Consider the following 24559-nt stretch of genomic DNA (forward strand, 5'->3'; position numbering starts at 1 on the left):
CCATTATTGTTCTCTCCGGTTTTTGTCAGGCAACTCCTATGTGAATAGTGAATGTAGCCCGATAGTCAGCAAAGGATAGTCAGCAACGATCAGCGGCAGGCAAAATATGATTTTGTCCGTGCTTTTTTGTTGCTTTACATTAAATTTTCAGTGAATTTGTCATAAAACAGAAACCTCTGCAAGTAAGCACCCTGTGTCGTGCAAAACTAATTGACTTAATTGTGAGTTCAGTCAATTTTTAAAGCATAATCCTGAAAAGAAAATGGGCAGATATTCACAAAGGTCTCTGTTTTATCAGGTTTTCTCGCAGACACCATTAGTCTGCGAGGATCGCTCATATCAGTTGCTAAGACTTTGACGAAGTGCCGCAAGGGCATTGTTGCCGGTCAGTTTTTTCTGTTCTTCAGTGGCTTTTTCACCAAACCCTGAATAAGTCAGGTCTTCCTGGGGCAGTTCATCAAGGAAGCGGCTGGGGGTTGTATCAATGACCTCGCCGAACTGCTTGCGCTGCCCTGCCAGGGTCATGGTCAGTGATTTTCTGGCGCGGGTAATGCCAACGTAAGTCAGACGACGTTCTTCCTCGATATTGTCTTCTTCAATACTGGTTCGGTGTGGCAGCAGGTCTTCTTCCATGCCCATCATAAAGACATGGGGGTATTCAAGACCTTTGGAGGCGTGCAGGGTGAGCAGTTGCACACGGTCTGCGTCGTCTTCTTCTTCCTGGCGCTCCATCATATCCCGAAGAATCAGGCGACTGATGGCGTCTTCCAGGGTAGCGTCTTCATCACCCCGCTCAAGAGATTGCTGCAAAGAGTCGATCAGGAACCAGACATTGGCCATACGCTTCTCGGCACCGGTCGGGGTCGCTGTTGTCTGCATCAGCCAGTTTTCATAGCCACAGTCATCGATCATTTCCCGAACGGCTTTAAGTGGATCTTCCTCTGTCTGTGACAGTCTCGAAATAGTATCCATCCACTCAGTGAAGTCCCTGAGTTTTTTCACATACTTGGGTGAAAGCGCTTCCTGCAAACCCATTTCCTGACAGGCCGCGTACATGCTTAACTGGTGTTCACTGGCATAATTACCCAGTTTTTCCAGCGTTGATGGGCCAATCTCACGGCGGGGAACATTGACGATGCGCAGGAAGGCGTTGTCATCGTCCTGATTCACCAGAAGGCGCAGGTAAGCCATGATGTCCTTGACTTCTGCCCGGGAGAAAAACGACGTGCCGCCATTAATATGGTAAGGAATCTGGTGCTGTTGCAGTTTCATTTCCAGCAGGCGGGACTGAAAGTTACCCCGGTACAGCACCGCATAGTCACGATAGTGGGTATCGTGCCTGAGCTTCTGGGTAAGGATCTCTGTGGCAATGCGTTCGCACTCGGCATCGTCACTTTTACAGCGGATCACCCGGATAATGTCGCCCATACCGAGTTCACTCCACAGGGTTTTGTCAAACACGTGTGGGTTGTTGGCTATCAGGGTGTTGGCGGCTTTAAGAATACGGCTGGTGGACCGGTAATTCTGTTCCAGCTTGATGACTCTCAGGCTTGGGTAGTCATCTTTCAAGAGCGCCAGATTTTCCGGACGGGCGCCCCGCCAGGCGTAGATTGACTGGTCATCGTCGCCTACTACGGTGAGCTTGCCACGAGTGCCAACCAGCTTGCTGATCAGTTCATACTGGGCTCCGTTGGTATCCTGATATTCGTCCACCAGAACGTAGTGTACTTTGTTCTGCCAGCGCTCAAGAATCTCCGGATGATGTCGGAACAGCATAACGGGCTGCAGAATCAGGTCATCGAAATCAACGGCGTTGTAGGCTTTGAGGGTTCGGTTGTAGTGTTCATAAACCCGCGCTGCCAGTTGTTCATGGGGCTGCCGGGCGGTTTGCATCGCTTCTGCTGGCAGTACCAGATCGTTTTTCCAGTTGGAAATCGTGTGCTGCACACTGTCGACACTGTCTTCATCGGCACCCATTTCCCGCTGCATCAGTTCGCCAATCAGTGCGTGGGCATCCTGGGCATCAAAAATGGAAAAGCCGGGTTTGTACCCCAGCGCCCTGTATTCACGACGAATCAGGTTCAGTCCCAGGTTGTGGAAGGTTGAAACAGTCAGGCCGTGTGATTTGCGTCCCTGAACCAGTTTTCCAACACGCTCTTTCATCTCCCGTGCCGCCTTGTTGGTAAAGGTGACGGCGATAATATTACGGGCATTGAGGCCACAGGTCTGGATCAGGTAGGCAATTTTGGTGGTAATAACACTGGTTTTACCACTGCCTGCGCCTGCCAGAACCAGTAAGGGGGTATCAATGTATTTGACGGCTTCGGCTTGTCGGTCGTTAAGTTTATGCACTGGCGGAACAATTAATGTGGGTGAAATGATCGATTATACCAGTTATATCGCAGGTAGATGGCATTCAGAACACCCCTGATATTAATTCAGAAGCAGCATGAAGTTTTTTCTTAACCTTGTTACTTTTTCCTTGTTACTCGCAATCCAGCCCAAAGCTTTTCCAAAATCACCCAGATCGTTTAGCCAGCAAGATAACTGGCCTGATCTGTCGGGGTTGATCAGCGCCTTTAATTTATCTGAATTGTTGATACTCATGCTATAAGCAACCTGGAGCAGCCTGGCATCATCCAGATGGGCAATCAGGGTTTTCCAGTCCGGTGCGACGATCATGGTTCCATCTAAATTGGCATCTTCCCTGTCGTCGTCGCCATGAAAGTGGAAAGCACTGCCGTCGACTAATTTACCAAGCATTACGCAAAAAAAGTGTCCGTAAGTACGTCCATCAGGCAGTTCGTAGACATCGGCTGTAGGCAGGGAGTAGCCAATAAGCTTTTTGATTTCACGGCAGTCTGTTGAGTAGAGCTTTCCATCCTGAATAGTGCCAATAACATCATTACCTGCGTAACCTCTGGCGAACTCATGATAGGCATCGTGACGGTAGCGAATTGAGCGTTCAGGAATGGATGGCGAAAGTAAATTATCCGGTTCTAAAATCATTTCATAACATTCCCGTTCGATTTCCCGGAAACGGTATTCATCAGGAACTGTGGTTGGAAATGGCAGCGACCTGGAGATTAAGGCAGAGGGGTTCCATTCAGGCTCATCAGCATGACTGTAGTAATCAGTGCCGTATGAGGGCTGTGGGCTGACCGGAATAGCTTTTTCAGGTTCCTGAGTTGTCACTTTTCTATGGCCAAATGATGAATCCTGACTCTCAGTATCTGACTCTTGATGATCGCCTTCCAGGGTGGGAGGCGTTGCGAAGTGACGGTCAATCATAATAATTACGCTTCCGTATAACAGCTGGGAAAGCCCCACAATCTCATGGTTTTCGAGGACGACTGGTGATTTTTGCTCCTTCTCTTAAGACAATAGCCCTGCTGTCTGGTTCCTTTCTATGGCTACTTTTATAACTAATTTTTTATCGCTTCTTGTTATATGCCTTCTCCTGACGGGGCTGGTGTACGTGACTTTACCTCCATCAATCTGATTTTCTGCTAAAACTGATTCGTACTTTGTACCCGAGGTTGTTATGAAAATCAGAGCGTTTACTGCTATTTCTGGTGCGTTGGTTTCTCTGTCCCTGGCTGCGCCTTCTGCAGAAGCCTTTCCCATTCCCGGCAGCTATGCCCCTTTGTTTGAAGCTCCTGCGGTGGTGCCGCAAAAGGGTAACCCTGCTGGCAAGCTGGTGGAAAAGTTCAGCCTCTCCAGCTTAATTGGCAAGAGTCGGATTATGTTGCTGACCTATCCGAAAAACTGCACCTTTATCTGCCCCACTGAACTGATTGCCCTGAAAAACCGTATTGATGACTTTCACGAGCTAGGTTACGAGGTGCTGGTGCTGTCTACGGATGAAGCCTACCTGGATAAAGATAAAGAGGCTTCACATCAGGCGTGGCGCATGAAGTCGGACAAGCCGGCGGCAGGTGACAGGAATACGCCGATTGGTATTGGCGACGCGGACTTCATCATGGTGTCTGATGCCGATCATAAGATTATTCGAAACTATGGTGTCGAAGGCGAGGACGGACTGGCACTGCGGGCTACATTCTTTATCGACAAACAGGGTAAGGTTCAGATTTCAGAAGTGCAGATGAACAGCATAGGGCGGGATGTCGACGAGCTTTACCGGAAAGCGGCGGCACTGAAATTTGTAGAAGAAAACGAAGGAATGCTGGTGCCACAGGGCTGGCAACCCGGTGATGCAGGTATGGAACGCAGTCACAAAGGCGTTCGGAAACAGATTAAGAAGCAAAATTAACGCCCCTGTCCGGGCTGTTGAGTGACATTCAATAGCCCTTGCCTTCCTGCTTTGTTAATCTTGCAGGCCATAGAAAAATCAATAACTTAACCAAACCCAAGGAGGGTGGGAAGTTGGCTGTACACTCCAGACAACCGGGATTTCTTCATGCGTTGCTGACCTTTGGTCTTATTGTTATTACGATTGGCATTGGTCTTTTTATATTACAGACCAGCCTGCACAGTCTTATGCTGTTGTGCCTGCTAATCGCAGGCGTGAGCGCCCGGGGGTTGGGCGCAGATTATCACACCATAAAAAATGCCATGAATGATGGTATCCACAGTGCATTATCTGCCATTTATATTTTCATTCTGATCGGTGTCATTATTGCTGCCTTTATTGAGAGCGGCACGCTGGCTACCCTGCTTTATTACGGTATTCGTCTGATTGAGCCTGCCATCTTTCTACCGGCAGGGCTGTTGTTTTGCACTATCATGTCTCTGGCGACTGGTACCAGCTGGGGAACTGTTGGCACGGCAGGTGTAGTGTTGATGAGCATTGGTGAGTCCATGGGCTTTCCGGTTGCGGTTGTGGCAGGCATGGTCATTTCCGGTGCCAGTTTTGGTGATAAGATGTCGCCGGTTTCAGACACCACGAACCTCTCAGCTATGACATCCAGAACCGATCTGTATGCTCATATAAAAAGCATGAGTTATACGAGTGGACCTGTCTATTTAATCGTGCTGGCACTGTTTACGTTTTATGGGTTGAACTACAGCGACAGTGTATTGCCTGCTGAACACCTGAACTCTTTATCCGACGGTCTGCGTTCAACGTTCAATATCAGCCTGTGGGCCTTATTGCCATTGTTAGCCATGCTGGTACTTAGTACACGTCGAGTGTCTGCTGAACTGGCCATGGCTGCATCTGCCCTGGTGGCGGTTCTGCTGGCCCTGGTTCTGCAGGGGCAGGAATTTGGCGTGGTTCTTAACAGTTTGTTCTATGGCGGCAGTATCCGTTCCGAAGTGGCGGAGCTGGATTCACTGCTGGGGCGCGGTGGTATCTCATCCATGATGTGGACGCTGTCGCTATCCCTGATGGCGCTGGCATTAGGCGGTATTCTGGATCGATTTGGTTTTCTCAGGGTATTGATTGTCGGCATTCTGTCCAGGGTAAAGCGGGCTGCCACACTGGTAGCAACTACCATTATCACCAGCCTGTTTGGCAACATGGGGATGGGTGAAGCGTACATGACGATTATTCTGGGTGGGCAGCTGTTTGGCGATGCTTACGATGAGAAAGGTTTAGACCGTTGTGTGATGAGTCGCTCACTGGAAGAGGGCGCAACGCTGACGACCGCATTAATTCCCTGGACGACAGGTGGAGCCTTCTTTGCCTCAACACTGGGTGTATCGGTTCTGGAGTATGCGCCCTGGGCATTGCTTAACTGGATGAACCCTTTGTTTTCCATTGCACTGGCTTACAGTGGTTTTGCGCTGTTTCGAACCGGGAAGGTAGCAGTGGCAGGGTCTGAGGGCAGGCTGGTATAGAGCACCTTGTCCCTTAACTGATATCCGGTAGGGTGTGGCTTTTCTTGAGCTATATTCCGGGAGCCTGCCGGACTTAAGTTCGACAGACTCACCGGAGTTCAGAAGGCAAGCTGGTAACGTGACTAATGATAGATTTAGCCTTCCTCAGACTGCGCCCATTTGATGCGGTGCGGACAACAGGCTTCATTGTGGAGGTCAGCGATGAAGAGCACTTCCAGTCAGGCAGGTGCCATGTTACCGGTATGCCATTCTTTAACAATCACCGTATTGTGATGCTTAATGTACGCTTAACGGATGAAGGCAAGGACTGGTACTGTGGATACGAAAAAAATGATGCAAACTCGCTATTCGTTCCTTTTGGACAGCCTGACGGTACACTTATTCTGACTTACCCTTTGAACGGTTGCGCTCTTGAGGTAAGGCGTGAGGAAGAGGGGAACCGCATTTACCATGACGATAATGGTAGGTGTATGCCATCATCTGTATCTGGAACAAAAGTATTACGGCTGGCTGCCTGTCATTATATGGACTGGCACAACAGGCATCTTGCACGTATGGAACGGATAGCCTACAGAACAGTAGTGGCCAGCGGGCCTGGTGGTTTCGATTTTCAACACACAATCATCTGCGTTAAAGAAGGGCATTATTGGAAAGTTTATAACAATGCTGTCAGTTATTTTTATGAATCAGACCCCTGGACATTAGACAAAATGAACCAGGAATATTGTCAGGCAAAAGACTATATACAGTATGAGTTAGGATATTTTCCTGATTGATCTGTTTATTGAGTGTTAGCTTTCAGTACCAACTAAAAAAGTATAATAATAACGGAGGAATGATGGTTAAAAATACTCTAATTATCCGTTTGGTGATTATTTCATATGGTTGAGTACTTAACAGTTACAAGTAGACAAAAGCCGGATTTTTCAGCTATGACAGCAGGTAAAGCTACATTTGGATTATTGGGTGCAGCTGCAATGATTTTCGAGGGTAACTCAATCATTCAAAAAATGATGCTTCTGATCCAGCAACGTTTATAGCCAGTGAGTTAATTAGAAAATTAAGTGGAAAATATAATCTAAAAGTTATTGGTTTGGGAAAAGTAATAACTGATTCTTCAGATGTTAATACAGTGTCATCCTTATATAATAATTCAGATTATATTCTTGATATACAGAAAGTAAACTGGAGTTTCGTTTATTTTCCAACTGACTGGAATAATTATCGAGTAATATATACTTCAAAGCTTAGATTAATAGATTCAAGAAGAAGTAAGGTTATTGCTGAAGGTTTTTGCTCTAGAATTCCTGTAGAAAGTGACTCTGCCCCAAGTTATGATGAATTGCTTAAGAATAAGGCAGAAGGGCTTAAAAAAGAGCTTGAGTTAGCAGCCAGATATTGTATACAAGAATTTAAGACTAATGTCTTTGAAATAGAAAACTAACAAATGGTTCCAGTTCGTTCCGGGCTTTGTCCCACAATCCGACCACCTTTGGTGGTGGCTGAACCAGGCGTTATGTGCAAACACTACAAATAAATTGCTCATTATGTGAAATTAATAATACACAAGAATATGGAATGGCTACATTACTTTGTTTAGATAATAAGCGACTTAGAAAATGAAAACATTTTTTGCGATTATTTTTACATTGTACTCAAATTTAGCCTTAGCGATGGTTTTTATAGTCAGCTTTGAAAATGGGGACTTGGTTATCCAGGGAGCTAATGCCCACTCATCAACAAAAAGCATCACTATTACAGCGAGCCAGCTAGGTGTAGATAATATTCAAGATTGCTTTTATAACGAAAGCGGTTGGTTAGCCGTCATTACAAACGAAGGACTGTTTGAGATTAGAGATATTCATACGGATCATGGTGGTATAGAAGTAACCCTATATAATCAAAACAATAATCCCATTCTTTCATGGAATGAAAACTCAATTGATATAATTAGCTGTCAAGAAGGATTTAGTGATGGCGAGTCTGTCTTGGCTGTACAGAGCTGTATAAGCCACCTTTCTTTATCTGACCCCCTTAATAAAGCTAGGCTGACAGCAGCTTTAGAGAATAGATGTAGCGGTAGTGTCAAGTTAAGTACAGTATTATTCAATACAGAAAAACATTATGATATAGGTAACTTGAGTTTCAGGACGCAGGAAAAATTAAAAGAACTGTTTTCCTATTTTGATAAAAAATCTTTGATCGCTTTTTTAAATTTTATTTACCCAGGTAGAATAATTTCTGAACATGGAATTAAATTACTGCAGTCATGGTATGAAGAGTGGTTCAAAACAAAATAATCTTATCTGTGACTGGCATGCTGAAGCATGCGTTACATCAGGCTGGGTCGGTTACCGACCCAGCGGATAAAGCGATTAAACCAGAGGGTTATGCAGAGCAGCGCTGGCACCGATCAGTCCGGGGTTGTCAGCCACCACCAGATACGTTGGTATCTGTTGCAGGTAATCCACCATTTTAACGTTGGTTTCAAACGCTTCCCGGAATTTTGATTCAGCAAAGAACTCCGGGAAACGGGGAATAATGCCACCGGCGATATAAACGCCACCACGAGCCCCCAGTGTCAGGGCTGCATTGCTGGCAGCCCGACCGAGCAGTTCGCAGAAATGTTCAAGGGTCTGTTCTGCTACCTTTTCGCCTGCCAGTGCCTGTTGAGTGATTTCAAAATCTTTGAGGCGGGTGTTTTCGCCTGCCAGCGCACTGTGAGCACGGAACAGGTTCTCCAGGCCAGAGCCGCAGAGGATAGATTCCCAGTAAATAAAGTCTGATGTTTTGCGCAATTCTTTAAGAACCGCAATATCCAGATCACTCACCGCAGACAGGGCTGCATGCCCCCCTTCTCCCGGCAGCGGCAGCCAGTGTTCACCGACTTCTTTCAGTCCTGCTACTCCCAGGCCGGTGCCTGGCCCGATAATCAGGCGGGTAGCATGTTCCAGGCTTTCGCCCCGACCTACCTTGATCAGTTCACTGTCTTTAAGGGCAGGCAATGCAAGCGCCTGTGCCGTGAAATCGTTAATAACCTTGAATGACTCAAGCCCCAGTTTGTCCTGCATGGACTTGCAGTTAAACGCCCAGTGGTTGTTGGTCATGCTGATGTCTTCACTGATCGGACAGGCCATTGCCAGACAGGCTTCGTCTACCGTTGTATTTTGTGCATCAAGGTAGGCATTAAAGGCGGCATCAAGATTTTCATAATCGTCACAGGCCAGAACCTGTACACTTTTTGAATCCAGCACATCGTTATGGCTGAGGGCAAACCGTGCATTAGTGCCGCCAATATCTGCGACCAGGGCAGAGTTTTTCATAATTACTTCACTTATCGAGATAAGAAATTAGTGGTGATAAATGCGAAGGGCAAGTTTATGTGAAATTCCGAATGAATTGCAGTTGCTATTTGGAAAATCGGCTAAAAAGAATGGAATAGTCGTATATTTTGTGGAGATTGTACTTATAATGGCTGTGCTTCGGGAGCTGGATCTTTTGCTCCCGGCGACACCTGACTGAAACACAGACAGGTCAGGTACAAATAATAATTCTAAGAGACAGGAAGCAGTTATGAATAATAAATGTCTACTTAAGAAAACCCTGCTTGCGACCACTATTGCCTTAGCTTCACAACACGCAGCGGCTGCTGGTTTTCAGCTGGTTGAACATTCTGCCACCGGTCTGGGGCGTGCCTTTGCGGGGGAAGGAGCGATTGCCGATAACGCCGCAGTAGGGGCAAGAAACCCTGCGGCTATGGCGATGTTTGATACGGCTGCCTTTTCAGCGGGTCTCTCCTATATAAATCCTGATGTGGATGCAGAAGTAACCAGCTCTGCTGCTATAAATCCGGGTGATAGCGGTAAGGCTAAGGATATCGCCCCGGATGCGTGGGTTCCGAACATTCATTACATACACCCTGTTAATGACAGGTTCGCAGTGGGAACATCTGTTTTCTCTAACTTTGGGTTGTCTACAGAGTACCCAAAAAATGTTGGCTCTCTGGGAGGGGGAAATACAGAGCTGATGACCGTTAACTGGGCAATAAATGGCTCTTATCGTATTAATGAGCAGTTCAGTGTGGGTGCTGGTGTGAATGTTCTATATGCTGATGCTGAGATGAATCGATACCTTCCCCCAAGCTTTGGGGGGAATCGTGCCGTGAAAATGGAAGGCGATGGTTATGGCTATGGCTGGAACCTGGGAGCGCTCTGGGAAATAAATCCTGATCACAGGCTGGCACTGACATACCGTTCCAGTATTGAAACAACCCTCAAAGGAAAAGGTGATTTTTTAGCCCACGGCCAGACCAACCTGTCGGCTGAACTGGATATTGAATTTCCTGACCTGTGGGAGCTGTCTGGTTATCATAAAGTCGCTCCGCAATGGGCGTTGTCTTACAGTGTTCTGCGTACCGGCTGGAGCAGTTTCAAAGAGCTGAAGGCGACCAGTTCACAGTGCCTTGATAACACTTGTTTCCAGAAAACTGAAAACTGGAAAGACGCCTGGCGCTACTCTGTGGGTGTTACCCATTATCTGAATAATCAGTGGACACTGCGTGCCGGGGTTGCACTGGATAAGAGCCCGGTACCCAGCGAGCATCGAACCCTCAGTATCCCTGACAGCGACCGGTACTGGTATTCCATTGGCGCGACCTATGCGATTCAGAACAATATGACGGTCGATGCCGGGTTTGCCTATCTGAATGGCAGTAAGAAGAAAGGGCGAGAAGTGGAAACGGTTCGAGGTGTTGGCGATGTCACATACGATTTTGAAGCCGGTGGTGATGCCTATATCTTTGCTGTTCAATACAGCTACTGGTTCTAAACTCAGCCGTTAGCCCATTCACTTTTGTAAAGCGCCCTTCGGGGCGTTTTTTTGTGCGCTGTTCCAGAGGATAAGCAGGAAGGTCCCGACGGTTGTCGCTAAGCTTCAGCTACGTCGATATTGTCTGTTCTGGAGCCGGATACAATGGATAATCACCTTGCCTCTCATATTCTAATTGCGCTGATCATCGGCCTTGTTTTTGGCGGTGTTGTGCAGGCGTTTGCAGCTCCGGACGGCTTCCTGCAGACAGTAGTGATTACAAACACCTTTGGAACCGGTGGCACCCTGTTTGTTGCCATGATCAAGCTAGTGGTGATGCCGCTGATCTTCATTTCTATTGTCAATGCGGTCTGCACACTGGAAGACATCGGTCAGTTTGGTCGTCTGGGGGTATTAACCTTTGGGCTTTATCTGGTGAATACCATTATTGCAATTGTGGCTGCACTCTTTGTCGCTACCCTGTGGCAGCCCGGATTGGGAGCAGATCTGGGGCTGGCTGATCCTTCAGTCAGATTGAGCCTTGAAGAGCCGCCCTCGTTGCTGGCTATGGTCGTTAATATTGTTCCTGTGAATCCTTTTCAGGCGTTTGCAGAAGGAAAGATTCTACAAATTCTGTTTATGGCCCTGATTACAGGTGCCGCCATCAAAAAGCTGGATAAGTCGGACTCCCTCAAAGCCAGTAAAGCGTTTGCTGTCGCTAATAATGTGATGATGAAGCTGGTTAGCATGGTCATGTCCCTGGCCCCCTGGGGAGTCTTTTTCCTGACCGCTAAACTGGCTGCTACCCTGGATATGAAAAGCATTCTGAGCGTGATGTCTTATGTGGGAACCATTCTGCTGGTGATTGTGGTCTGGCTGTTTGTATTTTATCCGCTGGTGGTTTTTGTCACTACCCGCCGCAATCCACTGGATTTTATCCGCAAAACCCGTGAACAGATGATATTTGCCCTGTCTACTGCCAGCTCTAATGCCACGATTCCGGTGACTCTGCGCACACTGACTGACAAACTTAACGTCTCCAGTCGTATTGCCGGATTCTCTGTGCCGCTGGGTGCCACCATGAATATGTCGGGTGCGGCTATCTATATGGTGGTGGCTTCCATCTTTGTTGCTGATGCTTACGGGCTGACCCTGAACAGGGTTGAACTGATTGACCTGGGGTTTACTACTCTACTGCTGGCTATTGCTACGGGTGGAATTCCCGGAGGAGCGATTGTGACCATTGGTGTACTGCTGCACACTTTGGGGCTGCCTCTGGAAGCAATGGGTATCATTATTGCTGTTGACCGGATTCTGGATCCCGCCTGTACTGTGGTCAATGTCACAGGAGACACGGTGGTCTGCACTATTGTTTCTCACGGAAGCACGCTATGAAGGAGGCAGTACCTCAAGCGTGCTTGTGCGACGTTAATTCAATATCAGTCCATTGAGTTCGCAGATTACCGGGTTGATCAGAATTCTTCGTGTAAATGTTTGAACTCTGACAGCTTGCACTCAGAATTTTCAGCGCAGCCAATGATCGTTTGCAGGGTTTTGTTCTGGTCTGGATAAGACCCACTCATATGACAGGGCTATGAACCCTGCCATAGCCCTGTCATGTTGACGATCAGACAACCGGTTCCAGACTGGTGATAAATTCAGTCATTGAGCCGGCTATCTTCCGGTGAGGCTTTTTGCCCACCTTTTCAGCCCAGATTTCACCAGTGCTGTTGACCATCGACAGAATGACATCATCAATATCCGTCACAGCAAAAAACACCGTTTCCTGCTGCCTGAGTTTGCGCTTCATCCAGATATGCCCCAGCATATTTTCCTGCAGACGTTCAAAGTCTTTCTGGCTCCAGGGAAACAGCAGCTCCAGCTTCCCGTCTGAAGCTTCTGCCGCAAGGTTGGCACAGAAGAAACTGCCAAAGTACGTTTTGATATCCGGGTGAAGTTCCAGTTCAAGAGCCTGTTCAATATTGGCAAAGTCTAATGGGGGGGCGCAGGGAACCGGATGCCAATGCACTGTTTCGCCATTACTGGCTCCGCCCTGCTCACAGGGGGAAGGCCAGTCGCTGTCGTACTCCACAGTGGGTGGTTGATGATGTTGCTGCTGGTACGATTGAAAATATCGATGATGAAACTGCTGTAAAACATTGATCAGGTTGGATTGGCTCGCGTTCATTGGCACTGAGAACCTTTAAATAAAAATAGCAATAAAAACGGAACAGGTGAGGAAACCTTGACGACATTGGTCTGTAGTGTCCAGCTGTTTTTATGTGTATTTGCTAAGCTTAACTGCCGCTATCAAGCCATTTTTCAATGAGTGAATTATGCAATACCTAAAGATGTCAGTTGGAATTTTTTTTTAATATTCCTGCTTTCCCTGACCAGATCAGCAGTTTCTGACAATACTGTCTGCGACAGGTTGTCTGGTAACGATCAGCAAACCTGTCTGGATTTCATCAAAAAATATCCGGGAGACTACCAGACAGAGGATCTGGAAAAGGATAGCGAAATTTACCTTTACAATAAGAGCAATACTATTTTCTTTCTTGATGAAGACAGTGTTTTACCCTATCCAATCACCATTGTCAGTTCTGATCGTATCGCTCTGTTTGGCGTAAAAAAAAGTGATAATACAAAACCACAGCTAACTATCTCAGAACAGCAGGAAGGTATACCAGAATCAATAAAGGCAAAAGGCATTAAAGCCATTTATAAGTACTATTTAACTCATCCAAGTTATTACAGACGGGAGATAATTGGTAGCATTGATCAGTGTGACAGCTGCTTAATCTCGGGTTTTTCTGTCAACAGGAATGTTCAAAGTAATAATGAAAAAATAAAGAAGATATTTTCTATAAAAGGTAGCCGTTCGGTCGTACATTTGAATGATATAGAGGCAGCAGGAAATACTCACAATGAATCTGGATATTTTTTGGCTAAAGATATTCGTTTATTAACGATATCAAACTTTACAGCTAGTAGTATTGATAGTAATAACTTAATTAAGCCTGCTATCGAAATAGAAAATACGCCTGAGATCAAACTCAAAAATATTACAATAGACGAAGTTGATGTTATGGGTTTTACAAAGCCGACCAGACCTAAGAAAATAATAAGTATTATTAATCCTGTTAGTTTTACAGTATCAAATACAGGCATTACATCCAGTTCTTATGGACAATTAACAAATCCTGTTTTTATAGGGCTTTCGATTTCATTTACTAATCCTGAGAAATATAAAACCACCCTGGTTAATGGTGTGATTGACCAATTTGAATTTAGTGGTTTTGGGTTAATCACCAACAGGGCGGAGGCCATACGTTTTGATGGTACGCCCGGCTACTGGGCAGGGCTGGTAACGGAAGCTTATAGGCAGGTTAAAGGTTCAGTGACAGTCAAAGACTTAACGGTAGAGGACGGCAGTATAAAAGCCAATAAAATCAACCTTCCAAACCTTCTGATAAAAGGGCTGGAAGAGCAGTCTGCTTCAGTCAGCACCTTTAACAACGTAACGTCTACCCTCCCTGCATTGCTGATACCAACCCTGTCTGGGCAGTACTCATCTGTTAATCACAGCCATTCTCACTCATCACCTTCCATAGCCCTGGCACCGACAAGACAGGTCAGTCTAACCCAAGCGGTAACACCCACACCTGTTGACAGGGGGGCAGAAAACAGAAAAGTTTGTAATCGTCTTGCCAGGATGGACAGGCGGTTATGCCGTAAGTTTCTTGAAAAAAATCCCGGTGAATTTGACGTTCAGTCGTTAGCAGGGAACACATCAATTTCTATTGTTAATCAGAGTAATAAACTATTTCTTATCAGCGGCACTCAGCTCTTACCTCACCCGATTACGATCGCAAATAGTGAAAATATTGCTATTTTCGGTGTTAACGACTCTGAGGGAAAGCAGCCCATATTGAGACCAGGTAAAAAATATAAGACGGCTTCTTATATAAAGGAAGATGTTATAGGAACTGTTTTTGACTGCATTAATTGTATTATCTCCGGCTTCAGCTTTAAAACATGGATTTCATCAAAAAGTAAAAATACAGACAGACTGTTTAATGTTTCAGGTAAAAATACAATTATTCATTTTAATAATTTGAATGTAAATAGAGAGTATGTTCCCAGGTATTTCGATATTAATAGCGTTAGTTCTGTTAAAATAACTAACATGGCTGTCAAGTATCGGGATTCTAAAAGTAATCAGATTGCCAGTCCGGCTATTAATGTGGTAAATGCTGGTAGTTTAGACATTAATAATGTTTCCATTGTTAACTTTGACCCTTATTTGACTGAAGATGCCGAAGGGCTGATCACTCTGGTCAACCCTGTCAGATTTAAAATCAGAAATACAACGTTTAAAGGATCTCGTTTCAGCGATGATAAGGGTTACGGCTCAATAATGACTCCCATCTATGTGAAATTTAATGATTTCAATAAATATAAACATACGCGTGTAGATGGACACTTTAATAATCTCTCGATGACCCGTGTTGACGGCTGGCCCTCTCACTGGGCTGGCATTACGCTGGACGGCAGACCTGAAAGCCTTGCAAGCCTTTTAGCTGGGCAGTATAAGAACATATCGGGAACGGTCAGCATAAGAAATACATCACTGCCAAACTCTGGTGGCAAAGTGAAAAAAAAGTTTCTGCCAAGTCTGTGGGTTGATGATGGTACCTCTCTGCCTCCTGCCACAATTCCCACTCTTAAAAGCTTCTCCTCCGCAGCAACGATTGAAACAGCCGCAACACCTCAAACAGACACAACACCTGTAAAGCAAACACAGGCTTTATCAACGTACAGTCAAACAATACCCCTGTCCCTGACGACATCATTGATAAGCCAACCGCTGCCAACAACTTCCCGTGCTTCTCAAACAGGTATTTCCTTTAAAGACGGTAAGATTAAACCTTCCGGGTTGATCCCTGCTGTTTCAGTTCAACCGTCATCGCCACTCGTTGGAAGAGTTGACACGCCCCGTTTGTCGTCAAACCGTGGTGATGGGCTATCCACAGCTGCAATAACAGGTATCAGCGTAGGTGCTACAGTCTTTTCAATATTTGTGGTTGTGGGAATCGCTATTTGCTATTACCAAAAGCACAGAGTTCACGGGGGGGAAGCCAGTATCGAGATGATGCCACAGTAGCTTCTTCTCTCAGATCGAATGACTACAGCCCGACACCTCTCAGGGGGATCGGGTTTCTCATGACTCAGCAGGTGCATCGGTAGCACATCTCAGGCATGAATAGAAAAAAACTATCACACCGATTCTACCAATCAATTGTACGTTTTTTCCTGCGCTTCTTAGTATTAAACCCATCAACGGGACGCAACAACAAAGCTTCGCTCCCGAACGATAAACACTGAGAAGATAAAGGTACGGAACCATGACTCAATCCCTGATCAACACCAAAATCAAGCCATTCAACGCGACTGCTTTTCACAATGGCGAGTTTGTCGACGTAACCGAAGAAAGCCTGCTGGGCAAGTGGTCAGTTGTGTTCTTCTACCCTGCAGATTTCACCTTTGTCTGCCCAACCGAACTGGGTGATGTTGCAGACCACTATGCGAAGCTGCAGGAGCTGGGCGTAGAAGTTTACTCTGTGTCTACCGACACGCATTTCACCCACAAAGCGTGGCATGACAGCTCTGAAACTATCAACAAGATCAAGTTCCCAATGGTGGGCGACCCAACCGGCACCATTACCCGCAACTTCGGTGTGATGATTGAAGAAGAAGGCCTGGCACTGCGCGGTACCTTCATCATTAATCCGGAAGGTGAAATCAAGGCGATTGAAACCAATGACCTGGGTATTGGCCGCTCTGCTAAAGATCTGCTTCGTCGTGTACAGGCCGCCCAGTATGTAGCGACTCACGACGGTGAAGTTTGCCCGGCCGCATGGCAGCCAGGTGAAGAAACTCTGGCGCCTTCCCTGGATCTGGTTGGCAAGATCTAAATAATAAGTTTGTTGTACATCAGGGGGAATGTGGAGAAGTACATTGCCCCTGATGATTTATTAAAAGGATTAGAATCATCATGTTAGATGCAAACATTAAAGCTCAATTGAACACTTACCTGCAGAATCTCAAGAGACCCGTTGAGCTGGTTGCGTCTCTGGCAGGTGATGAAAAATCCAGAGAAATGTCCGGATTGATTGACGATATCGTGGAGCAATCCAGTCTGGTAACACGAGTGGAAGGCAATAGCAGCCGCAAGCCGTCTATGTTGATTCGCTCATCAGACTCTTCAGACTCTTCAGGTAAGAGAAGCAGCAGCCAGATTGAGTTTGCAGGTTTGCCCATGGGGCATGAGTTCACTTCTCTGGTGCTGGCTTTGCTGCACAGTGGTGGACATGACACAAAATTATCAGACGAAGTGATTAAGCAGATTCGTTCACTGCCCGGTGAATATCACTTCGAAACCTATGTATCCCTCAGCTGTCAGAATTGCCCGGATGTAGTTCAGGCGCTGAACAAAATGGCAGCTATTAATCCAAATATTACCCATGTCATGATTGACGGGGCGTTGTATCAGGAAGAAGTCGACAGCCGCAAGGTAATGGCAGTGCCTTCTGTTTTCCTGAACGGTGAATCCTTTGCCCAGGGACGTATTTCCCTTGAAGAAATCCTGAACAAAATCGACACCAGTGCCGGTAAACGACAGGCAGAAGCTATTAACGAAAAAGAAGCCTTTGATTTGCTGGTTGTTGGTGGTGGCCCGGCGGGAGCGTCTGCGGCTATTTACGCAGCCCGTAAAGGCATCCGTACTGGTGTGGTGGCTGACCGGTTTGGTGGACAGGTGCTTGATACCGTTGGTATCGAAAACTTTATCTCTGTTAAAGCGACGGAAGGCCCTAAGCTGGTGGGTAGCCTGGAAGAACACGTTCGTGATTACGATGTGGACATCATTACCAACCAGAAAGCCAGCAAGGTTATTGCGGCAGAACAGGTTGGCGATCTGATCGAAGTGGAACTGGAAAGCGGTGCAAAACTGAAAAGCCGTTCTCTGGTTCTCGCAACCGGTGCGCGCTGGAGAGAGATGAATGTGCCGGGTGAACAAGAATACCGGGGGGCTGGTGTCGCCTACTGCCCACACTGTGATGGTCCGCTGTTCAAAGGCAAAAAAGTCGCCGTTATCGGTGGCGGTAACTCTGGCATAGAGGCGGCGATTGATCTGGCAGGCATTGTTGAACACGTGACCGTTCTGGAATTTGACAGCAAGCTGCGGGCGGATGATGTATTGCAGAGAAAAGCTCAGTCAATGGACAACATTGATATCATTACCGAAGCACTGACTACTAAAGTGCTGGGCGACGGTGAACGGGTAACGGGTCTGAATTACACGGATCGCAGTACTGGTGAAAGCAAAAGCATTGAGCTGGCAGGTATCTTTGTTCAGATCGGCCTGGTGCCAAATACTGAATTCCTGAAGGGCGATGTTGAACTGACCCCCAGGGGTGAAATCATTACGTCAGCTCAAGGTGAAACATCTATCCCCGGAGTGTTTGCCGCCGGTGATGTGACTGATTCACCCTACAAGCAGATTATTATTGCTATGGGTAGTGGTGCAACCGCGTCTTTGGGAGCTTTTGATTACCTGATTCGAACGCCGGTTGCGGCTGATCTGGCTGCATAAGTTGTCGCTACTACATATCGATATCGTGACAAAAAAAGACCTCGGCAATAATACTTTAAGTGTTGTTGACGAGGTCTTTTTACGCATTTACTGTTTCCCGGGCTTTCTGGATAAGCATCCTGCACTTCCGATATTTATAGGTGGTAAAAGACCTGATGCGATGAGATATAAAGTTTTCTCAATGAACAACCTTCATTCAACATCTGCCACCTGGCGTCAGGTAACGACGGAAGAAGGTACTCGAACGGTAGCCATTTCCCTTGAGAGCCGTGCTGGTCTATGTGCGGCTATGACCGTGACGTGGATAAAAAAAAGTATTGCCTCACAAGGAGTGGGGGTTCTCAGTGATATTGAGATGGGTTCCCATCACTGGATGGCTATCGTACAGGCTGCCTATGAGAAGGGGTCTATGCCCAACACCCAAGGATTAAGTCGGGTTGACAAGATCTTTCCCTTGCTTGTCAGCCAGAACCTGAAACCCTGTGAATGTTCCAGGGGGACAGGTTTTTTTCCCCCCGAGCAAGTTGTTAACTGGGCAATAAGCAAGTCCGGCCACTCGTTGTATGCTTTTGAAAAGTCTGGTCCTGGAGGTCATATGAGTCATATGATCGGCATGCGATGTGAAGGCAGAATCCTGCAAATGTTTAATCCAAGTGAAGGCTTATACCAATACTCGGACGTTTCCAGTTTTAAACAGCACATGCGGAGCTATCTGGTTAGAGATGGTTCGAAGTTTTGCGGGGAGTGGGGGCTGATTTCTGTGAGTTCGTACCTTTAAGTAAAACAGCCTCACTATCGCGATCACATTACCCCTCAGGGCAAGGTTGAGCGTCCAGTTTGCCTGCAAACTGTGCTACTCTGGCTCAGGTGCATGGGGGGGGTAATGATGTTAATTAAACGCTTTATTAAAGACATAAAAGAGATGCACTGGGCACCCAGGCTGATATTGCTGCTGGTGGTTCTGAAAACCCTGGCTGTGATGATGCGCGAAGCCGCTATTTAACAGGGGAAGGGAGACAGGGAGTGATTTATGTTCTGTTTGGGGTGCTGATACTGGCACTGATATTTGGTCCGCAGTACTGGATAAAGACAACCCTTAAACGCTATGGCAAGTGGCGTAAAGACCTTCAGGGAACAGGTGGCGAACTGGCTGAACATCTGGTTGAACGGTTTCAGCTGGAAGGGGTGACGGTCGTTCGAGGCGCTCCCGGGGCAGATTATTACGACCCGGAAGAGAAGATTATTTCACTGTCGCCCCAGCATTACGACGGTCAGTCTGTGGCTGCCGTAGCCGTTGCGACCCATGAGACCGGTCATGCCATTCAGCATAAAGAGCAGAACCCTGATTTTATGCAGAGGCAAAAGCGTATCCGCACGGCGATGGCAATAGAGCGCTTCAGTGTCATGGCGCTGCTGGTCTCTCCCGTTATTTTTGCCCTGACCCGTGTTCCCCACAGTATGATTCTGACGGTATTAATTGGTATTTCCGGCATGCTGGCCAATGTATGGGTACAGTTTAAAAACCTGCCGGTTGAAATGGATGCCAGCTTTGGCAAGGCGATGCCGATTCTGGAAGAAGGGTATCTGGCGGGCAACGATTTGCTGGGCGCACGTGCGGTTCTGAAAGCTGCCGCTTACACTTATGTTGCAGCGGCATTGGCCAGTTTACTGAACCTTGGTCGCTGGCTGATGATACTAAGACGATAGGTGGTCGGGATGTCGTTTAGCAGTACTTCTATCTGTCATGTGCTACCTGCTGCACTTCTCTCATTGTTGTTTGAAGCGACAGAAGCGAATGCTGTGCAGACGAATGAAATGATTTATCGCGGTTACTACGTCTGGGGTGCCGAGGTTCATACATTTTCTCCCTGTGCATCGGGTAAAACCTACTGGGTCAGTTTTGACTGGGCTGGCAGGGCAATGAACGACTATTACAAGTCCCATGTTCCACAACCTTATGAACCCATGTTTATTGTTTTCCGGGGACGGCTGCTTGATGAACAGGTAGATGGTTTTGCACTGGAATACGATGGGCTGATTCGCATCAGCGACGTTGAAAGCTTTGGTTTTTATAAGGACAATCAGTGCGACGCCGATCAGCGTCGCACTGATGATAAAGTATCAGAACGTTGGCGGCTGTAGCAGGGACAGTTTGTTCTCGCTGACGGCTCTGGAGCGTTCATGCTCTGTAATTTCGGTTTTGAGCTGACCAATTTCTTCTTTGTAATCCTGAATTTCTCTCAGGAGCTTCAGGCGTTCGTCGGCGGTGCTGCTATCGCTGATGACACGAGATTCTTTTTTAGCAATGTCCTTTTCCAGCCTGTCAATTTTTCTGTTGGCAGAGCTGATTGGTATAACCCGTTGTACACCGCGCTTGTGTTTTCCCTGCAATGCGCGGTTCCACCCTTTGCAGTTACTCGATTGCTAAGTCATACAATATAAGAATCCGGCTTGCCATTGGCCAGTCGCATAACCCTCTGGTTGCTACTGCCTCGCCAGGGCAGGGTCAGGTCTCGTTTGTTTTCTTCGAACTTACCGTCAATCAGCACATCAATATATTGGATGATCTCTTTCTGTCCGGGACTAAGATTTTCCAGGGCATAACCTGTCCATAGCCAGATATCTTTTTCCGGCAATTCCGTTTTCACCCTTTTAACCAGTCGTTCAACCATTTTCAGGTTGCCCGGAAACAGTGGGTCACCACCCGACAGGGACAAACCGTCACGCTTTACCCGCTCGTCGGCAAGATCATCCAGAATCTTCTGCTCAAATTCTTCAGTGTACGGGATACCGGAATCCGGGTCCCAGGTTGTGGAATTGTGGCAACCTTTGCAGAAGTGTTCACAACCACTGACAAACAGGGAGGCCCGGGTTCCTTCTCCATTGACGACATCAATCGGATAGTAGCGCTGGTATCTCATGGTTCCAGAAAAATTCCTTTCAACAGCAGGATACCCGGCACAAGCCGGGTATCGCATCGTTTAATCAAACCAAAGGCAAGGGTTACAGGTGTTTAACGCGGCGTACCACTTCTTCCTGTTTGCCTTTAATGAATGGACGACTGTTAGGCTGCCCCAGGTAACCACAGACACGACGGGTTACAGACATTTTTTCGGAGTCGCGGTTTTTGCATTGCGGACATTCGAAACCACGGCTGGTGGCGTTGAACTCACCTTCGTAACCACAGCTATAGCAGGTATCGATGGGTGTGTTGGTGCCATAGTATGGAACCTTGTCGTAGGTGTAGTCCCAGACGTTTTCCAGGGCCTTGATGTTGTTCAGCATGTTAGGGAATTCACCATAGCAGATGAAACCACCACTGGCATGCATCGGGTAATCCATCTCGAAGTCGACCTTGTCGTAAGGTGTGACTTTCTTTTCAACATCCAGATGGAAAGAGTTGGTGTAGTAACCTTTGTCGGTCACACCTTCAATAACACCGTACTCTTTCTGGTCCAGTCGGCAGAAACGGTCGCACAGACTTTCACTGGGAGTGGAGTAAAGGCTGAATCCGTAGCCGGTTTCTGCTTTCCATTCGTTTACACGACCACGCATGTATTCAATCAGCGACAGGGCTTTCTGGCGCAGTTCTTCACTGTCGTAGATATGTCCGTCGTCATACAAGGCGTTAATGGTTTCGTGAATACCAATGTAACCCAGGGAGATGGAAGCTCGGCCATGCTTGAAGATTTCGCTGATTTTGTCTTCAGGCTTCAGGCGAACACCGCAGGCACCTTCAACATAAAGAATAGGAGCCACCTTTGCCTGAACATTATCCAGACGTTTGATGCGTGTCATCAGGGCGGCTTTTGCCAGCTCCATACGCTCATCAAGACGCTTATAGAAGTCGCTTTCACTCTCGCTTTCTATAGCGATACGAGGCAGGTTCAGGGAGACAACACCCAGGTTGTTACGGCCGTCGTGTACCAGCTGACCATTTTCTTCATAGGTACTCAGGAATGAACGACAACCCATGGGGGTTTTAAAACTGCCGGTTACTTCAATCAGCTTGTCGTAGTTCAGGATATCCGGGTACATACGCTTGCTGGAACATTCAAGAGCCAGTTGTTTGATATCGTAGTTTGGGTCGTCCTTGCTGAAATTGACCCCCTTACGAATAGCGAACACCAGCTTAGGGAAGACAGGTGTCTTATTGTTACGGCCCAGTCCGCGAATACGGTTCTTCAGAATCGACTTCTGTACCAGTCGCTCTTCCCAGCTGGTTCCCAGGCCAAAGCCAAAGGTGACAAACGGTGTCTGGCCGTTGGCGGTGTGCAGAGTGTTTACTTCGTATTCCAGTGCCTGATAGGCGTCGTAACAGTCTTTCTCGGTACGTTCCATGGCGTATTCACGGGCTTTGGCTTCATCGCCAATCCAGCGAATACCTTCTTTCAGGTGTTTTTCAAACGTTTTCGTGACGTAAGGTGCATGAATCCGGTCGATTTCATTGATGCTGGTACCGCCATAAATATGGCTGGATACCTGGGCAATGATCTGAGCGGTGATCGCAGTGGCGGTGGTGATGGATCTTGGGGTCTCAATTTCCGCATTACCCATGCGGAACCCCTTGGTCATCATGCCTTCAATGTCGATCAGCATGCAGTTGAACATAGGGAAGAAAGGCGCATAGTCCAGATCGTGGTAATGAATTTCACCGCGTTCATGAGCCGCTGAAATTTCTTTTGGCAGAATGTGCTGCTTTGCGTAGTGTTTGGCTACAACGCCTGCCAGCAGGTCACGCTGGGTTGGGATAATCTTGCTATCCTTGTTCGCGTTTTCATTCAGCAGTTCATCGTTATCCTGATTAATAATGCTCAGAATATCTTTGCTCAGGGCGTTGCGTGATTCGCGGGCAATATCACGGGCATGACGATACTCGATGTATTTGCGGGCAGCATCATGGTAAGGACTGCTCATCAGCAGGTCTTCTACCTGGTCCTGGATATCATAGATATCGACCTGTTCCTGACCTTCACAGGTGCTGGCTACTTTAGACGCTACAAATCGGGAAAAAGTGTCGTCTTTAACATGAGCATCATTCAACGCGCGTACGACAGCTTTGAATATACGTTCTGCGTCGAATGGTTGGCGTGAGCCATCGCGTTTGATGATCTCGGTCATTGAGAACTTCTCCGGAATATCAGGTTGAGATGATGAAGGGAATCATCTGGTTGTGGTGTGTGGGTTGTGGAGGCACAAGATGTTGTGTTTTCCGTCCGCTTATTATCCGGAAAGATAATCAATCTTCAATATTGACAAGTAGAAAAAGCGTAGAAATTTTTTTCTGTGGCTAAAAAAGTCAGTGTCCACTATTCCCAGAGTTTCGGTCAGCATTGGGCTGATTTGGAAGTGACGAATATTACTTTTATTGGGAAGCATAGGATGCGGGTGGTTCTGGACAAATGACTTCATTACAGTGTTGTCTGTGTCGAAAATTAAGCTGAAAAAAATGATTGTCTGTCGTAAATATCCTGGCCTGGTGACGGCCTGCTGCGATTTCCATACTTAACGTAGCCTCACAGGCTGTGAGGGAAGGGGCATTGGGTGCAGATGGCGGGGCGTTAGCTACAGCAGGTGACTCTGTACTAGAGGTATCAGTACCTGCCTGACCGAAAGTTATCTCGCTGGTTTCAGTATTCGTGGATATATCACCGTCGTACCCGGATGTTGATATAGGATTTGTTGGTGACAACCCACTGGGTACAACCTGAGGTGAACTGGCGGCATTGAACTGGTCAAAAAGGTTGCGTCTGGGTGTGTGCTGCAAGTTCTGTTCATCGCTCCCGGTTCTACTGGTGCTGGAACTACTTTCTGTTGATAAAGGAGATTCACGGGATAAGGAGGACTCAAAGCTTGCACAAGATGTAGAGGACTCAGAGCTTGAAGGAGTAAGCAGGTTTATAGGGGTATTATTGTGTGTAACGGGCGGGCCAGTGTGATGTTGCGTGTAAATGTAGTAAGTACTCGCTCTAAGATATCGCTCTAAAAACAATTGCAGGTTTTTTTCTTCTGGTGGCTTTGTCCAGTCTATTTGGCCAAATTTATCGACAGTCACAAGATACTCTTCTCCTGAGTTGCCGTTAATAGTCACAACCCATTTTTCTGCCGCAGCGAAAGGTGCCGAAGCTAAAAGATATAACAGTAATATTGATGCTTTCAGGTTCGTAAAGGCGATCTTTGAGAGAGTAACGTAGCGACTGTTGTTCATAAGCCTTCCAATATCGATTGGAATTGTGAATGAGTGGCAAATAAAAGATTTCGAAATAATAGGTGTAAACTCTTGTTCATGTATTT

General features: G+C 46.9%; 21 protein-coding genes (1 of these 21 only partly in view). 13 read left to right on the forward strand and 8 right to left on the reverse strand.

Annotation, left to right across the window (positions count from 1 at the left end):
- Positions 1-339 precede the first annotated feature (339 nt).
- Positions 340-2352 carry a DNA helicase Rep gene (gene rep / locus V5J35_RS15675; protein WP_354008045.1) on the reverse strand — a complete coding sequence of 671 codons (2013 nt, stop codon included), beginning with the start codon at positions 2350-2352 and terminating at the stop codon, positions 340-342.
- Between the two features lie 81 nt (positions 2353-2433).
- Positions 2434-3291, reverse strand: a complete 858-nt coding sequence (locus tag V5J35_RS15680) for a hypothetical protein (RefSeq protein WP_354008046.1) — start codon at positions 3289-3291, stop codon at positions 2434-2436.
- Between the two features lie 253 nt (positions 3292-3544).
- On the opposite strand from V5J35_RS15680, the gene V5J35_RS15685 reads away from it, so the two are divergent.
- The 5 genes from V5J35_RS15685 to V5J35_RS15705 all read left to right on the forward strand — a co-directional run bounded on the left by V5J35_RS15685 (position 3545) and on the right by V5J35_RS15705 (position 8102).
- On the forward strand, positions 3545-4273 hold the full coding sequence (locus V5J35_RS15685; RefSeq protein ID WP_354008047.1) for a redoxin domain-containing protein: 729 nt from the start codon (positions 3545-3547) through the stop codon (positions 4271-4273).
- A gap of 113 nt (positions 4274-4386) precedes the next feature.
- Complete coding sequence (gene nhaC, locus V5J35_RS15690) at positions 4387-5802, forward strand: Na+/H+ antiporter NhaC (protein ID WP_354008048.1); 1416 nt, start codon at positions 4387-4389, stop codon at positions 5800-5802.
- A 125-nt stretch (positions 5803-5927) separates the two neighbouring features.
- On the forward strand, positions 5928-6578 hold the full coding sequence (locus V5J35_RS15695; RefSeq protein ID WP_354008049.1) for a hypothetical protein: 651 nt from the start codon (positions 5928-5930) through the stop codon (positions 6576-6578).
- Between the two features lie 317 nt (positions 6579-6895).
- Entirely contained in the window at positions 6896-7246 is a 351-nt protein-coding gene (locus V5J35_RS15700) for a hypothetical protein (RefSeq protein ID WP_354008050.1), read from the forward strand.
- A 175-nt stretch (positions 7247-7421) separates the two neighbouring features.
- Complete coding sequence (locus tag V5J35_RS15705) at positions 7422-8102, forward strand: hypothetical protein (protein WP_354008051.1); 681 nt, start codon at positions 7422-7424, stop codon at positions 8100-8102.
- Between the two features lie 75 nt (positions 8103-8177).
- Here V5J35_RS15705 and glk read toward each other — a convergent pair whose 3' ends face one another.
- The gene (gene glk / locus V5J35_RS15710) at positions 8178-9125 is read right to left on the reverse strand and encodes a glucokinase (protein WP_354008052.1); all 948 of its coding nucleotides are present in this window, start codon (positions 9123-9125) and stop codon (positions 8178-8180) included.
- 250 nt (positions 9126-9375) lie between these two features.
- On the opposite strand from glk, the gene V5J35_RS15715 reads away from it, so the two are divergent.
- Positions 9376-10629, forward strand: coding sequence for an outer membrane protein transport protein (locus V5J35_RS15715; protein ID WP_354008053.1), 1254 nt, complete (start codon positions 9376-9378; stop codon positions 10627-10629).
- A 144-nt stretch (positions 10630-10773) separates the two neighbouring features.
- Positions 10774-12003, forward strand: a complete 1230-nt coding sequence (locus tag V5J35_RS15720) for a dicarboxylate/amino acid:cation symporter (RefSeq protein WP_354008054.1) — start codon at positions 10774-10776, stop codon at positions 12001-12003.
- Between the two features lie 232 nt (positions 12004-12235).
- On the opposite strand, the gene syd is transcribed toward V5J35_RS15720, so the two are convergent.
- The gene (gene syd / locus V5J35_RS15725; protein ID WP_354008055.1) at positions 12236-12796 is read right to left on the reverse strand and encodes a SecY-interacting protein; all 561 of its coding nucleotides are present in this window, start codon (positions 12794-12796) and stop codon (positions 12236-12238) included.
- A gap of 141 nt (positions 12797-12937) precedes the next feature.
- Between syd and V5J35_RS15730 the strand changes: the two genes are divergently transcribed.
- The 6 genes from V5J35_RS15730 (at position 12938) to V5J35_RS15755 (ending at position 20407) form a co-directional block, all read left to right on the forward strand.
- Positions 12938-15775 carry a hypothetical protein gene (locus tag V5J35_RS15730; RefSeq protein ID WP_354008056.1) on the forward strand — a complete coding sequence of 946 codons (2838 nt, stop codon included), beginning with the start codon at positions 12938-12940 and terminating at the stop codon, positions 15773-15775.
- A 241-nt stretch (positions 15776-16016) separates the two neighbouring features.
- Positions 16017-16586 carry an alkyl hydroperoxide reductase subunit C gene (ahpC, locus tag V5J35_RS15735; protein WP_354008057.1) on the forward strand — a complete coding sequence of 190 codons (570 nt, stop codon included), beginning with the start codon at positions 16017-16019 and terminating at the stop codon, positions 16584-16586.
- A gap of 80 nt (positions 16587-16666) precedes the next feature.
- On the forward strand, positions 16667-18265 hold the full coding sequence (gene ahpF, locus V5J35_RS15740) for an alkyl hydroperoxide reductase subunit F (RefSeq protein WP_354008058.1): 1599 nt from the start codon (positions 16667-16669) through the stop codon (positions 18263-18265).
- A gap of 1 nt (position 18266) precedes the next feature.
- Entirely contained in the window at positions 18267-19043 is a 777-nt protein-coding gene (locus V5J35_RS15745) for a hypothetical protein (RefSeq protein WP_354016435.1), read from the forward strand.
- 245 nt (positions 19044-19288) lie between these two features.
- Positions 19289-19972: a zinc metallopeptidase gene (locus V5J35_RS15750; protein WP_354008060.1), complete on the forward strand. Its 684-nt coding sequence runs from the start codon at positions 19289-19291 to the stop codon at positions 19970-19972.
- A gap of 9 nt (positions 19973-19981) precedes the next feature.
- A complete protein-coding gene (locus tag V5J35_RS15755) occupies positions 19982-20407 on the forward strand; it encodes a hypothetical protein (RefSeq protein ID WP_354008061.1) in 426 nt (141 codons plus the stop codon).
- Here the strand turns inward: V5J35_RS15755 and V5J35_RS15760 are convergent.
- The 4 genes from V5J35_RS15760 to V5J35_RS15775 all read right to left on the reverse strand — a co-directional run.
- Entirely contained in the window at positions 20387-20656 is a 270-nt protein-coding gene (locus V5J35_RS15760; protein WP_354008062.1) for a hypothetical protein, read from the reverse strand. The two genes, V5J35_RS15755 and V5J35_RS15760, sit on opposite strands and share 21 nt — an antisense overlap.
- 38 nt (positions 20657-20694) lie before the next feature.
- Positions 20695-21186 (reverse strand): anaerobic ribonucleoside-triphosphate reductase-activating protein, encoded by a 492-nt coding sequence (gene nrdG, locus V5J35_RS15765; RefSeq protein ID WP_354008063.1) that lies wholly within the window; start codon positions 21184-21186, stop codon positions 20695-20697.
- Positions 21187-21268: 82 nt separating this feature from the next.
- Positions 21269-23386, reverse strand: coding sequence for an anaerobic ribonucleoside-triphosphate reductase (gene nrdD, locus V5J35_RS15770; RefSeq protein WP_354008064.1), 2118 nt, complete (start codon positions 23384-23386; stop codon positions 21269-21271).
- Positions 23387-23630: 244 nt separating this feature from the next.
- A protein-coding gene (locus V5J35_RS15775; RefSeq protein ID WP_354008065.1) for a hypothetical protein crosses the window boundary here: on the reverse strand, positions 23631-24559 show its 3' portion. Its footprint extends 34 nt past the window's final position; 929 of the gene's 963 nt are visible here — the last part of the coding sequence; its start codon lies beyond the right edge, outside the window — the gene reads right to left on this strand; the stop codon is at positions 23631-23633.

This window comes from Endozoicomonas sp. NE40, assembly GCF_040549045.1.
Taxonomy (GTDB): Bacteria; Pseudomonadota; Gammaproteobacteria; order Pseudomonadales; family Endozoicomonadaceae; genus Endozoicomonas_A; species Endozoicomonas_A lisbonensis.

Excerpts from the sequence above, each read along its gene's own strand:
- V5J35_RS15705 (WP_354008051.1), top strand. The coding sequence starts at position 7,422 with ATGAAAACATTTTTTGCGATTATTTTTACATTGTACTCAAATTTAGCC.
- V5J35_RS15685 (WP_354008047.1), top strand. The coding sequence starts at position 3,545 with ATGAAAATCAGAGCGTTTACTGCTATTTCTGGTGCGTTGGTTTCTCTG.
- syd (WP_354008055.1), bottom strand. The coding sequence starts at position 12,796 with ATGAACGCGAGCCAATCCAACCTGATCAATGTTTTACAGCAGTTTCAT.
- ahpC (WP_354008057.1), top strand. The coding sequence starts at position 16,017 with ATGACTCAATCCCTGATCAACACCAAAATCAAGCCATTCAACGCGACT.
- nrdD (WP_354008064.1), bottom strand. The coding sequence starts at position 23,386 with ATGACCGAGATCATCAAACGCGATGGCTCACGCCAACCATTCGACGCA.
- V5J35_RS15720 (WP_354008054.1), top strand. The coding sequence starts at position 10,774 with ATGGATAATCACCTTGCCTCTCATATTCTAATTGCGCTGATCATCGGC.
- V5J35_RS15680 (WP_354008046.1), bottom strand. The coding sequence starts at position 3,291 with ATGATTGACCGTCACTTCGCAACGCCTCCCACCCTGGAAGGCGATCAT.
- V5J35_RS15695 (WP_354008049.1), top strand. The coding sequence starts at position 5,928 with ATGATAGATTTAGCCTTCCTCAGACTGCGCCCATTTGATGCGGTGCGG.
- nrdG (WP_354008063.1), bottom strand. The coding sequence starts at position 21,186 with ATGAGATACCAGCGCTACTATCCGATTGATGTCGTCAATGGAGAAGGA.
- V5J35_RS15755 (WP_354008061.1), top strand. The coding sequence starts at position 19,982 with ATGTCGTTTAGCAGTACTTCTATCTGTCATGTGCTACCTGCTGCACTT.
- V5J35_RS15715 (WP_354008053.1), top strand. The coding sequence starts at position 9,376 with ATGAATAATAAATGTCTACTTAAGAAAACCCTGCTTGCGACCACTATT.
- glk (WP_354008052.1), bottom strand. The coding sequence starts at position 9,125 with ATGAAAAACTCTGCCCTGGTCGCAGATATTGGCGGCACTAATGCACGG.
- ahpF (WP_354008058.1), top strand. The coding sequence starts at position 16,667 with ATGTTAGATGCAAACATTAAAGCTCAATTGAACACTTACCTGCAGAAT.